The sequence below is a fragment of the Pseudomonas sp. Z4-20 genome (assembly GCF_051131955.1).
In the GTDB taxonomy this organism is placed as follows: domain Bacteria; phylum Pseudomonadota; class Gammaproteobacteria; order Pseudomonadales; family Pseudomonadaceae; genus Aquipseudomonas; species Aquipseudomonas marvdashtae.
This window is the reverse complement of sequence record NZ_CP071641.1, coordinates 5,134,035-5,146,815: the sequence shown is the minus strand read 5'-3', so window position 1 is coordinate 5,146,815 and position 12,781 is coordinate 5,134,035. Positions and strand designations below refer to the sequence as shown.

General features: G+C 61.7%; 9 protein-coding genes. All 9 read left to right on the top strand.

What is annotated here, in order from left to right; all coding sequences use genetic code 11:
• Positions 1–167 precede the first annotated feature (167 nt).
• The 9 genes from glnE to J3P82_RS23515 all read left to right on the top strand — a co-directional run bounded on the left by glnE (position 168) and on the right by J3P82_RS23515 (position 12,678).
• Positions 168–3,119 carry a bifunctional [glutamate--ammonia ligase]-adenylyl-L-tyrosine phosphorylase/[glutamate--ammonia-ligase] adenylyltransferase gene (glnE, locus tag J3P82_RS23555; protein ID WP_434558965.1) on the top strand — a complete coding sequence of 984 codons (2,952 nt, stop codon included), beginning with the start codon at positions 168–170 and terminating at the stop codon, positions 3,117–3,119.
• A 164-nt stretch (positions 3,120–3,283) separates the two neighbouring features.
• On the top strand, positions 3,284–4,318 hold the full coding sequence (gene waaF, locus J3P82_RS23550) for a lipopolysaccharide heptosyltransferase II (RefSeq protein WP_434558963.1): 1,035 nt from the start codon (positions 3,284–3,286) through the stop codon (positions 4,316–4,318).
• 1 nt (position 4,319) lies between these two features.
• Complete coding sequence (gene waaC / locus J3P82_RS23545) at positions 4,320–5,378, top strand: lipopolysaccharide heptosyltransferase I (RefSeq protein ID WP_434558961.1); 1,059 nt, start codon at positions 4,320–4,322, stop codon at positions 5,376–5,378.
• Positions 5,378–6,502 (top strand): glycosyltransferase family 4 protein, encoded by a 1,125-nt coding sequence (locus J3P82_RS23540; protein ID WP_434558959.1) that lies wholly within the window; start codon positions 5,378–5,380, stop codon positions 6,500–6,502. Before waaC ends, J3P82_RS23540 begins: the two co-directional genes overlap by 1 nt.
• Positions 6,499–7,305, top strand: coding sequence for a lipopolysaccharide core heptose(I) kinase RfaP (gene rfaP, locus J3P82_RS23535; protein ID WP_434558957.1), 807 nt, complete (start codon positions 6,499–6,501; stop codon positions 7,303–7,305). Before J3P82_RS23540 ends, rfaP begins: the two co-directional genes overlap by 4 nt.
• Positions 7,305–8,039, top strand: coding sequence for a lipopolysaccharide kinase InaA family protein (locus tag J3P82_RS23530; RefSeq protein ID WP_434558955.1), 735 nt, complete (start codon positions 7,305–7,307; stop codon positions 8,037–8,039). Before rfaP ends, J3P82_RS23530 begins: the two co-directional genes overlap by 1 nt.
• A 91-nt stretch (positions 8,040–8,130) precedes the next feature.
• The gene (locus tag J3P82_RS23525; protein WP_434558953.1) at positions 8,131–9,591 is read left to right on the top strand and encodes a lipopolysaccharide kinase InaA family protein; all 1,461 of its coding nucleotides are present in this window, start codon (positions 8,131–8,133) and stop codon (positions 9,589–9,591) included.
• Positions 9,592–9,806: 215 nt separating this feature from the next.
• The gene (locus J3P82_RS23520) at positions 9,807–11,564 is read left to right on the top strand and encodes a carbamoyltransferase family protein (RefSeq protein WP_434558951.1); all 1,758 of its coding nucleotides are present in this window, start codon (positions 9,807–9,809) and stop codon (positions 11,562–11,564) included.
• Positions 11,548–12,678, top strand: a complete 1,131-nt coding sequence (locus tag J3P82_RS23515; RefSeq protein ID WP_434558949.1) for a glycosyltransferase — start codon at positions 11,548–11,550, stop codon at positions 12,676–12,678. Before J3P82_RS23520 ends, J3P82_RS23515 begins: the two co-directional genes overlap by 17 nt.
• Positions 12,679–12,781 lie beyond the last annotated feature (103 nt).

The following is a 12,781-nucleotide window of genomic DNA, read 5'->3' as shown; positions in this document are numbered from 1 at the left end:
ATCGTTACTGTTGGTCTTTAGCCAACTCGAACAGGTAAAAACTTGATGCCGGCTGCCAATAAAACCAGAAAATCAGCTATTTATCATCTTTGTTCGACAGTCGATCAGGTAGTGGCTTTTGAAAAAACACTACATCCAGCCTTTCCCGCGCCGATCAAGGATAGACCATGAGCCTGCCCTCGCTTGCCCCAATATCGGAAACCGTACCGGCGATTCTCCAGTCATTGGTCAGTCGTGCCGAGCAGTCGTTCCGTGCAGCGGTCGCCTCTCTGGATGACGACCACGGGCTATCGGCCTGGACGGCGCAGCGTTGGGCCGAGTTCCACCGCATCGCCGCCGCCAGTGACTTTGTCATCGAGCAAAGTGTACGAGACCCTTCGATGCTATTGGAACTGGTGCGCAGCGGTGAACTGGACCGCAGCTTCGCCCCGGGAGAGATGCGCGCGCAGATTGCCGCTGCCGTGCAGGCCGCCGAGACCGAGGACGAACTGGGTCGCGTCCTGCGCCGCCAGCGTACCCGCCAGCAAGTGCGGATCATCTGGCGCGACCTGAACCGCCAGGCGGATCTGGTCCAGACCTGTCGCGATCTCTCGGACATGGCCGATACCTGCATCGACCAGGCCTATCAATGGCTATACAAGCGCCTCAGCCAGCAGTTCGGCACGCCCACCGGGCGACGCAGCGGCGAACCACAGCACATGGTCATCCTGGGCATGGGCAAGCTCGGTGCGGTGGAGCTGAACCTGTCGTCGGACATCGACCTGATTTTCGCTTACCCCGAAGGAGGGGAAACCGCTGGAGTGAAGCGACCGCTGGATAACCAGGAGTTTTTCATTCGGGTCGGTCAGCGCCTGATAAAAGCCTTGGACCCGATGACGGTCGACGGCTTTGTGTTTCGCGTCGACATGCGCCTGCGTCCTTATGGTTCGGCTGGCGCGCTGGTGTTGAGCTTCAACGCGTTGGAACAGTATTACCAGGACCAGGGGCGCGACTGGGAGCGCTACGCCATGATCAAGGCGCGCGTCGTGGCGGGCGACCAGGTGGCCGGTGCGCAATTGCTCGACATGCTGCGCCCGTTCGTTTATCGCCGTTACCTGGATTTTTCCGCCATCGAAGCGCTGCGTACCATGAAGCAGCTGATCCAGCAGGAAGTGCGGCGCAAGGGTTTGGCCGACAACATCAAGCTGGGCTCGGGCGGCATTCGCGAGGTGGAGTTCATTGCCCAGGCGTTCCAGCTGATCCATGGCGGTCGCGACTTGAGCTTGCAGCAGCGCCCGCTGCTTAAAGTGCTGAGTACCCTGGAAGGCCAGGGCTATCTGCCGGCCAAGGTGGTTGACGAACTGCGCCAAGGCTATGAGTTCCTGCGTTACACCGAGCATGCGATCCAGGCCATCGCCGACCGCCAGACGCAGATGTTGCCGGACGGCCCGCAAGATCAGGCGCGCATTGCGTTCATGCTGGGTTTCGCTGATTGGTCGACGTTCCATGAGCAGCTGATGTACTGGCGCGGCCGCGTGGCATGGCATTTTGGCCAGGTCATTGCCGATCCGGATGAGGAAGACGGCAGCGAAGGCGAAGTCGCGGTGGGTGGCGAGTGGTTGCCGTTGTGGGAAGACAGCCAGGATGAAGAGGCCGCGTGTCGTCAATTGGAGGAGGGCGGCTTTGTCGATGCGCCCAAGGCCCTGAAGGCCCTGGCTGCCCTGCGTGCCAGCCCGCAACTGCGTGCCATGCAGCGCCTGGGGCGCGAGCGTCTGGATGCTTTCATTCCGCGCTTGCTGGCCCAGGCCGTGGAGCATGCGAATCCGGATCTGGTCCTTGAGCGGGTGTTGCCGCTGGTAGAGGCCGTGGCCCGCCGTTCGGCCTATCTGGTGTTGTTGACGGAAAACCCCGGCGCCCTGCGACGTTTGCTGACGCTGTGCGCAGCGAGCCCGTGGATCGCCGAGCAGATCACCCGCTTCCCACTGCTGCTCGACGAATTGCTCAATGAAGGTCGCTTGTTCAAGCCGCCCCTCGCGCCGGAGCTGGCAGCGGAATTGCGTGAGCGCCTGACGCGCATCCCCGAGGATGACCTCGAGCAACAAATGGAAGCCCTGCGCCATTTCAAACTGGCCCACCGCTTGCGGGTGGCCGCCTCGGAGATTGCCGGGAGCCTGCCGCTGATGAAGGTCAGCGATTACCTGACCTGGCTGGCCGAGGCGATTCTCGAACAGGTGCTGGCCCTGGCTTGGCGCCAGACGGTCGCCAAGCACGGCGTGCCGTTGCGCGCCGATGGCAGCCTGTGCGATCCGGGGTTCATTATTATCGGCTACGGGAAAGTCGGCGGCCTGGAATTGGGGCATGGGTCGGACCTGGACCTGGTGTTCATCCATGACGGTGACCCGCAGGCGGAAACCGACGGCGCGAAACCCATCGATGGGGCGCAGTTCTTCACCCGGCTTGGCCAGAGGATCATTCACTTGCTGACGGCCCAGACCAACTCCGGGCAGTTATATGAAGTCGATATGCGCCTGCGACCGTCCGGGGCGTCCGGCCTGCTGGTCAGTTCGCTTGGGGCATTTGCCCGCTACCAGGAAAATGAAGCATGGACCTGGGAGCATCAGGCGCTGGTGCGCGCCCGGGTTCTGGTTGGCAGTCAGGACGTGGGCCAGGCGTTCGAGAAGGTTCGCGTCCAGGTGCTGGGGCGCAAGCGCGATCTGCCGACGCTGCGTCAGGAGGTCAGCGAGATGCGCGCCAAGATGCGCGACAACCTCGGCAGCAAGGCCACCGCCGCCGGGACCGCACCGAATGCCTTCGAGGCCACGGCGCCCTTCGACCTCAAGCAGGATGCCGGAGGTATCGTCGATATTGAATTTATGGTGCAATACGCGGCCCTGGCGTGGTCCGAGGAGCATCCCACGCTGGTGCGCTACACCGATAACATCCGCATCCTGGACGGGTTGCAGGAGGTCGGGTTGATGCCGGCCGAAGATGCCTCGCTGTTGCGCGAGGCCTACAAGGCCTACCGCTCCGCCGCTCACCGCCAGGCCCTGCAGAAAGACACTGGGGTAATCACCGGCGACCAGTTCGTCGATGAGCGTCAGCAGGTGCTGCGGATCTGGCGAGAGCTGGGGCTGAGCTGAGTATTGAATGTAGGAGCGCAGAGTCGCGAGGTTGAACTGCGACGACATCGTTGAGCAGGGTTGCTCCCGCGGTTGTAGATTGAAGGCAGCAGGCAACGACCTAAGCCACAGTGATTCTCGAGGCGGGGAGGCGTAGGCCTCCCCGTATCGTTTTTGGAAAGCTCATGAATATTCTGATCGTTGGGCCCAGTTGGGTCGGTGACATGGTGATGGCGCAGACACTGTTCCAGTGCCTCAAGCAGCGTCACCCGCAATGCGAAATCGATGTCCTGGCTCCGGAATGGAGTCGGCCGATCCTTGAGCGCATGCCCGAAGTGCGCAAGGCCTTGAGCTTTCCGCTCGGTCACGGCGTGCTGGAACTGGCGACCCGTCGACGCATCGGCAAGTCCCTGGCTGGCCAGTACGACCAGGCGATCCTGTTGCCCAACTCGTTGAAGTCGGCGCTGGTGCCGTTCTTTGCCGGCATTCCCAAGCGCACCGGCTGGCGCGGCGAGTTTCGCTACGGTCTGCTCAACGACGTGCGCACGTTGGACAAAGAACGTTATCCGTTGATGATCGAGCGCTTCATGGCGCTGGCCTACGAGCCTGGGGCGCAGTTGCCCGAGCCCTATCCGCGACCGAGCCTTGCGATCGACCCGGTGACCCGCGACGCGGCCCTGGCCAAGTTCGGCCTGAGCCTGGATCGTCCGGTATTGGCCCTGTGCCCAGGCGCCGAGTTCGGCGAGTCCAAGCGCTGGCCGGCAGAGCATTACGCCCAGGTGGCCGAGGCGAAGATTCGTGAAGGCTGGCAGGTCTGGCTGTTCGGCTCGAAAAACGATCACTCGGTGGGTGAGGACATCCGTTCGCGGCTGATCCCCGGCCTGCGGGAGGAGTCGGTCAATCTCAGCGGCGACACCTCCCTGGCCGAGGCCATCGATTTGTTGTCCTGCGCCGATTCGGTGGTCTCCAATGACTCCGGTCTCATGCATGTGGCGGCGGCCCTGAACCGTCCGTTGGTGGCCGTCTACGGCTCTACCTCGCCAGGCTTCACGCCGCCCTTGGCCGACAGGGTCGAAGTCGTGCGCCTGGGCATCGAGTGCAGCCCATGCTTCGATCGCACCTGCCGCTTCGGTCATTACAATTGCCTGCGCCAGCTTATGCCGCCGTCGGTGAACGATGCCCTGGAACGTTTGCAGGGCACCCCCGTGGAGGTCCGTTAACTTGCGGGTATTGCTGATCAAGACCTCGTCGCTGGGGGATGTGGTCCACACCTTGCCGGCGCTGACCGATGCGGCGCGAGCGATTCCTGGTATCCGGTTCGATTGGGTGGTGGAAGAGGGTTTCGCCGAAATTGCAACCTGGCACCCGGCTGTGGGCAAGGTCATCCCGGTGGCGATCCGGCGCTGGCGCAAGAACCTCTGGCAAACCATCAAGAGTGGCGAATGGCGACGCTTCAAACAAAGCGTGCGCGCCGAAAAATATGACTTGGTGATCGATGCCCAGGGCCTGCTGAAAAGCGCCTGGCTGACTCGCTACGTCAAGGCACCGGTGGCCGGCCTGGATAAGCACTCGGCCCGTGAGCCAATGGCTGCGCGTTTTTACTCCCGGCGTCTGGCGGTGGCCCGTGGTCAACATGCAGTCGAGCGCGTGCGGCAGCTGTTCGCTTTGGCGCTGGGGTATGACCTGCCCAAGACCCAGGGCAGCTACGGCCTGAGCGTCGACCGGTTGGTGGAGCTGCCGCGTGCCTACCCCTACGTAGTATTCCTGCATGGCACGACCTGGGAGTCCAAGCACTGGCCCGAACTTTACTGGCGCCAGCTCACCGAGCGCATGGGCCAGTTCGGCGTGGTGGTGAAGCTGCCGTGGGGCAACCCCGCCGAGAAGGCCCGGGCCGAGCGCATCGCCAGCGGGCTGCGCAATGCCCTGGTGTTACCGAAACTGAACCTGGGCGGGATGGGCAAGGTGCTCGCCGGCGCCCAGGCGTGCGTGGCCGTGGACACGGGCCTCGGTCATCTGGCTGCCGCGTTGGACGTGCCGACCATTTCGCTACTCGGCCCCACCAACCCGGTACTGACCGGGGCGTACGGCAAGGGCCAGATTCATCTCGCCAGCGACTTTCCCTGCGCGCCCTGCATGCAAAAACAATGTACGTATCCACCGAGCGCCGAAGATGCCCGTCGGTTTGACCTGAAACGCGAGCAGCCCCTGTGCTTCACCCGTGTAAACCCTGAGCGTGTTGCCAGCCACCTGAGCACGTTATTGGCTGAGGAGCCGCGCTGATGCAATTGGCTTTTGTTCTTTATAAATACTTCCCCTTCGGCGGCCTGCAGCGCGATTTCATGCGCATCGCCCTGGAATGCCAGCGACGCGGCCACCAGATCCGTGTCTACACGCTGATCTGGGAAGATGACGTCCCGCCAGGCTTCGAAGTATTGGTGGCGCCGGTCAAGGCGCTGTTCAATCATCGCCGCAACGAGAAGCTCAGCGCGTGGATGGAGGCCGACCTGGCCAAGCGCCCCGTGGACCGCTTGATCGGCTTCAACAAAATGCCCGGCCTGGACGTGTACTACGCCGCCGACGGCTGCTTCGAAGACAAGGCGCAGAACCTGCGCAATTCGCTGTACCGGCGCTGGGGCCGCTACCGGCATTTTGCCGAGTACGAGCGGGCCGTGTTCGCCAAGGATGCCAAGACCGAAGTCCTGATGATCTCCGAAGTCCAGCAACCGTTGTTCATCAAGCACTACGGCACCCCGCTGGAACGTTTTCACCTGCTGCCGCCGGGCATCGCCCAGGACCGTCGCCGGCCCGCCGACGCCGACGAGATCCGCGCCGCGTTCCGGGCCGAATTCGAGCTGGCCGACGACGACCTGCTGCTGGTTCAGATCGGCTCGGGGTTCAAGACCAAGGGCGTGGACCGAAGCCTCAAGGCCCTGGCCGCGTTGCCGGCGGAGCTGAAAAAGCGCACCCGGCTGTTTGTAATCGGGCAAGACGACCCCAAAGTATTCCAAATGCAGAGCGCTACGCTGGGGCTGGGCGACAACGTACGGTTCCTCAAGGGCCGTAGCGACATCCCGCGTTTCCTGCTGGGCGCCGACCTGTTGATACATCCGGCCTACAACGAAAACACCGGCACGGTACTGCTCGAAGCGCTGGTGGCCGGATTGCCGGTGCTGGTCAGCGCGGTGTGCGGGTACGCCCACTACATCGCCGAGGCCGACAGTGGCCTGGTGCTGGACGAGCCGTTCGAACAGGCACAGCTCACCGATTACCTGGGCCGGATGTTGAATGATGCTGGCGCGCGGGCGGCCTGGAGCCGCAACGGTCTGGCCTTCGCCGAGACGGCCGACCTCTACAGCATGCCGCAGCACGCGGCCGATGTGATATTGGCGGAGCACGCAGAATGAAATTGATGCTGGCCGAACCGTTCAAGAGCCTTTGGGCCGGACGCGATGCGTTCGCCGAAGTCGAAGCGCTCAAGGGCGAGGTCTATCGCGAACTGGAAGCCCGGCGCACCTTGCGCACGGAGGTGGACGGTCGCGGCTTTTTCGTGAAGATCCACCGTGGCATCGGCTGGGGCGAGATCTTCAAGAACCTGTTCACTGCCAAGCTGCCGGTACTCGGCGCAGGCCAGGAGTGGAAGGCGATACAGCGCTTGCAGGAAGCGGGCGTGCCGACCATGACGGCGGTCGCCTACGGCGAAAAGGGCAGCAACCCGGCGGACCAGCACTCGTTCATCGTCACCGAAGAGTTGGCGCCGACCGTCAGCCTCGAAGATTTCAGCATCGACTGGGTCAAGCAGCCGCCGCGGCCGACGCTCAAGCGTGCGCTGATCGCCGAAGTGGCGCGCATGACCGGCATGATGCATCGCGCCGGGGTCAATCATCGCGACTGCTACATCTGTCACTTCCTGCTGCACACCGACAAGCCGGTGACGCCCGGGGATTTCAAGCTCTCGGTGATTGACCTGCACCGTGCCCAGGTCCGGGAAACCCTGCCCAGTCGCTGGCGTAACAAGGACTTGGCGGCACTGTATTTTTCAATAATGGACATTGGCCTGACTCGGCGCGACAAGCTGCGTTTTCTCAAGGGCTATTTTCAACAACCGTTGCGCCAGGTCCTGGCCGAGCAAGCTGCCTTGCTGATTTGGCTAGAGGGGAAGGCTGACAGGCTTTACGCTCGCAAGGTGCGTTACGGGGGGGCGCTCTGATGGCGGGTTGGGTACTGGAGCCTTCCTATTCCGAGCTGGCGGAGGACTTTGGCAGTCTCGACGCGGTGTTCGCCCTTGAGGGAGAGCGCCTTACTCGCGACCCGTTGTCAGAGGTCATCCGGGTGCAGCGCAACGGGGTGAATTATTACGTCAAGCGCTACACCGGGGCAGGCAAGGGGCTTCGGCGTTATCTGGGCAGGCCGCGGGTCAAGTCCGAATGGCAGAATCTCAAGCGTTTCGCCAAGTGGGGCATTCCCACGGCTGAGGTTGTCGCCTGGGGGTTGGAGCGTCACGGTGCAGCCTACGCCCGTGGCGCAATGATCACGCGAGAGCTGCCTCGTACCGAGGATCTCTCCGCATTGGCCACGCGTCACGATCCAAGACTGGCGAATCGGGCGTGGGTCGATGGCGTTAGTCGGCAACTGGCCGGATACACTCGTACCATGCACGATCACCGTTTTACCCATAACGACCTGAAGTGGCGCAATCTGCTGATCGATGATCAGGCGCGGCTGTTCCTGATCGACTGCCCGAACGGTGATTTTTGGCGTGGCTTCTGGCTCAAGTACCGCATAACCAAGGACTTGGCATGCCTCGATAAAGTCGCGAAGTATCATTTGTCGGCCACTCAGCGCCTGAGGTTTTATTTGCAGTATTGCCAGCGCGCCCGTCTCAATGCGTGCGACAAAAAACGTATCCGTCACGTGGTGAGATTTTTCGAGGGGCGGGAATGACTTATTTCTTGGCCGCTGAAGGCCGGCCGCTGCTGGAGCGCTACTGGATAACTCGCCTAAGCGCTCGCCGCAGCCACAAGGAGGCCCGCTGATGTATTTGTCCGAACTGAAAAACGCCGGACGCAGCCCGAGCCTGCCCCTGAGCCTGGAGCTGGCGGACGCGGCCGGCCCGGCGCAACTGCAATTGCTTTCACTGCTGAGAGTATTACCAGGGCATCGCTACGTCGGTGCCGGTATCTGGCGTGGTCGGCCAGTGCTGGCCAAGTTGTTGGTAGGCAGCAAGGCGCCACGGCATTTTCAGCGAGAGCTGCAAGGCGTTCGCCTGCTGGCCGAGCAGGGGCTGACGACGCCACTGCTGTTGGCCGATGGCCTGAAGGAAGGCGAAGGCGGCTGGCTGCTGTTCGAGTTGCTGGAAGGCGCCGAGAGCCTGGGCGATGCCTGGAAGCAGGTCGAGCACTTGCCAATGCTGGCGGATGAGCAAGCGGCGGTACTGGCCGAGGCCTTGGAAGCGATTGCGCAATTGCACGGCAAAGGCCTGTGGCAGGAAGACCTGCACCTGGACAATCTATTGCGCCATGGCGGCAAGCTCTACCTGATCGATGGTGCCGGCATTCGCGCCGAGACTCCGGGGCAGCCCTTGGCTCGGCAAAAAGTGCTGGAGAACCTAGGAGTGTTTTTTGCTCAGCTTCCCAAGTCCATCGAGCCATTCAACGAAGAGTTGCTGGTGCATTACCTGCTTGGAAACGCCGAACATGCGTTGCCCATGGAAGCGCTGCAAAAACAGATCGACAAGGTGCATGCCTGGCGCCTGAACGATTTTCTCAAGAAAGTCGGGCGTGAGTGCAGTCTGTTCAGTGTTCAGCGTGGTCCCTTCGGTCTGCGGGCGATTTGTCGTGATGAAGAAGCGGTCATGACGAGCGTGCTGGATCAGGCTGATAGCCTGCTTGACCAAGGTCACATGTACAAGACCGGTGGGTCGGCGAGCGTTGGTAAGGTGGATGTGGGCGGGCGCTCCCTGTTGATCAAGCGCTACAACATCAAGAATTTTGCCCACTGGCTCAAGCGTTTCTGGCGCCCGAGCCGGGCCTGGCATGCCTGGCGAGAGGCCCATCGTCTGACTTTTCTCGGCATCGCCACGCCCAGACCGCTGGCATTGCTGGAAAAGCGTTTCCTGTGGCTACGCTGCGGCGCTTACTTGGTGACTGAGCACCTGTCAGGGCCAGACATCATCAAGCGCCTGGCCCCCTACGTCGAAAACGGGGAGATTCCTGAGGCGGAGTTGCTGGCGCTGGATCGGTTGTTCGCCGATCTGATACGCGAACGTATCAGTCACGGTGACTTCAAGGGGCACAACCTGCTCTGGCAGGACGACCGCTGGATGCTCATCGACCTGGACTCGATGTGCCAGCATCGCACCCAAGCCAGCTTCGCGCCTGCCTACGCGCGGGATCGGGCGCGGTTCATGCGTAACTGGCCTGAAGAGAGTGCGTTGTATCGAGTGATCGATGGGAGGTTGCCCAAGAATGTCGAAAGCGCGCAGCCTGTCTCTTAATCGGCAATTGTGGCGAGGGGGCAAACTCCCTCGCACGGATGTGGTGTTCAGGTCCCTCAGATAACCGCCGCGAACACTCCCTGCTCTCCGCTAGAGGCTTAAAGCCGCTTTTAAGATATAATCCCGCCCTTTAGCTGCCCCGTCCCCATGATGCGTGGCACATCAATTTTTCGCGGCGCTTGTCGCACGTATGCAGACATAAGAGGCTAGACCCTGTGGCATTGACGATTCTTGGCCTGTCCGGCGCCCTTAGCCATGATCCTTCCGCAGCGCTGTACATCGACGGCAAGCTGATCGCGGCGGCCGAGGAAGAGCGCTTCGTACGCGATAAACATGCAAAGAACCGCATGCCCTACGAGTCGGCGAAGTTCTGTCTGGAACAGGCTGGCATCAAGCCGTCCGACGTTGACGTGGTGGCGATCCCCTTTGCCCCGATCAGCCTGTTCGGCGAAGCGCGTTGGCACTACGCCAAGCGTTACTGGTACGCCCCGGACCGCGCCCTTGACGCGATCCTGATGGGCAACCGTCGCTACAAGCGCTATCGCCGCAAAATCGTCTGGTGCCTGGAGCAACTGGGCTTCGATCCGAAAAAGATCAAGATCGAGCCGGTCGAGCACCATTTGGCGCACGCCTCCAGTGCCTACCACTGCTCGGGCTTCGAGGAAAAAACCGCGATCCTGGGCATCGACGGCAAGGGCGAATACGCCACGACGTTCTTTGGCTACGGTGAAAACGGCAAGATCCACAAGATCAAGGAATTCTTCGACCCGGATTCCCTGGGCGGCCTGTACGGTGCAATCACTGAGTTCCTCGGTTTTGAAATGCTCGACGGCGAATTCAAGGTCATGGGCATGGCGCCTTATGGCGATGCCAGCAAGTACGACTTCTCGCGCCTGGCCTCGTTCGAAAACGGCGAGCTAGTGATCAACACCGACTACGCCAACGTGATCGGCCTGCGTCGCTATAAAGAGAAGGGCAAGGGCTTCTATTTCTCGCCGAAGCTGATCGAATGGCTCGGCCCGAAACGCGAAGGCGATATCGCCGACGAGCCGTACATTCACTACGCGGCGAGCATGCAAGCGCTGTTCGAGAAGCTGGCGCTGCAGATGATCGACCACTACTTGGGCGACGTGCTCAAGGAAACCGGCAAGCTGGCCTTCGCCGGCGGCTGTGCACTGAACGTCAAGCTGAACCAGAAAATCATCGCCCGCGACGACGTCAAGGAGCTATTCGTACAGCCGGCCTCCGGCGACGCCGGTACCGCGGTGGGCGCGGCGGCGTATGTGTCCCATGCCCGCGGCGTGCCGGTGGAGAAGATGGAACACGTCTACCTCGGCCCGGCCTACAGCAACGAAGACGTGATCGCCGCGTGCGCCCGTCATCCAAGCAAGCCTGCGTGGCGCAAGATCGACAACACCCCCGAGCGCATCGCCAAGATCATGGTCGACGGCAACCCGGTGGCCTGGTTCCAGGGCCGCATGGAGTTTGGTCCGCGTGCCTTGGGCGGTCGTTCGATCATTGGCTGCCCGAGCGCCAGTGGCGTAGCTGACCGGATCAACGAACAAATCAAGTTCCGCGAGCGCTGGAGGCCTTTCTGCCCGTCGATGCTCGACACCGTGGCGCGGCAGATGATCAAGGTCGATCACCCGGCACCGTTCATGACGTTCACTTTCGAAGTGGCCGAAGAATGGAAAACCCGCGTGCCGGAAGTCGTCCATGAAGACGGTACGTCGCGAGCCCAGGTGCTCAAGCGCGAATACAACCCACGCTACTACGACATGATGAAGGCCCTGGAAGTACTGACCGGCAACGGCGTGTCGCTGAATACCTCGCTCAACCGTCGCGGCGAACCGATGATCTGCTCGCCGACCGACGCGCTGAACATGTTCTTCGGTTCCGACCTACAGTATCTGATCATGGAAGACATCCTGGTGGTCAAAGACGGCGTGGACGCTTATGACACGCTCGGCTGAGCGACATGTGCTGCAGTTCTGCCACGGTTATGACGGGCCGTTCCTGGACTGCGCCCGTCAATACGCCAGTCTGTTCGAGGGCACTGGGTATCGTGTGACCACGGTATTTCTGACCGGCATCGCCGACGCTGAGGTCGCCGCCGGTTGCGCCTCGGACGAGGTGTTGTTCATGGAGTACAGCTCCAGCGAAATCAGAAGCTTGAAGTTGGGTGCTATTGCCGATCTGCGCAAGATCGTCGCCTCGCGTAACTTCAGTTTTTGTATCGCCCATCGCTTCAAGCCGGTCTATATCGCTCTGCTCGGTAGCCGCTTGCCGGTAATAGGCGTGCACCATGCCTTCGGTGACTACCAGCGGCGTACGCGCCGGCTGTTCGCCCATGTTTTTCGCAAGCGGCTGGGCCTGCTCGCGGTCTCCGATGCGGTGCGTGACGACATTCGCCACTGCTTGCCTAAATGGCCGGCCAGCCGAATCCAGACCCTCTACAACCGCATCGATCCCGATGCTTTGCAAGCCCACCAAGTCCCAAGGGACGAAGCGCGGCACACCCTCGGACTCGACCTGGACGCCTGGATTGTCGGTAATGTCGGTCGCCTGCATCCGGACAAGGACCAGGCAACGCTGCTACGAGGTTTTGCCGCCGCGCTGCCCTACTTGCCGGCCAATAGCCAGTTGGCAATCTTGGGGAAGGGGCGTCTGGAACAAAACCTTAAGGCTCTCTCCCGGGAGCTGGGTGTTGCCGATCGGGTGTTATTCCTAGGTCAGGTGCCTGACGCGCGCCGTTATTTCCGAGCCTTCGATGCGTTTGTCCTGAGCTCCGATCATGAGCCGTTCGGCATGGTACTGCTCGAGGCCATGGCTGCGGGCGTTCCGTTGCTGGCTACAGCGTGCGGCGGAGCGGAGGAGGTAGTCGAGGGGGTCGGTATTCTGTTTCCGCTCGGCGACGCCGAACATATGGCCCAAGGGCTACAACACTTGGCGGCGATGGATGATCTACAGCGTCGCCAGTGTACCGAGCTGATGCTTGAGCGTTTGCGTGAACGCTTTTCGGACCACGCTGTGCGCAAGGCATTTTGGCGTTTGCCCCAAGTTCTTGAACTGGCGCCGAACAGCTGATGGTCGCCCGGTTCAAGGCTTGTGCGAGCGCACCAAGGCAAGTGCCCCGCTGGCCAGAAACGGACGGTCCGTCTACTGTGAGGCTGTTTTTTCGCTCGGCAAT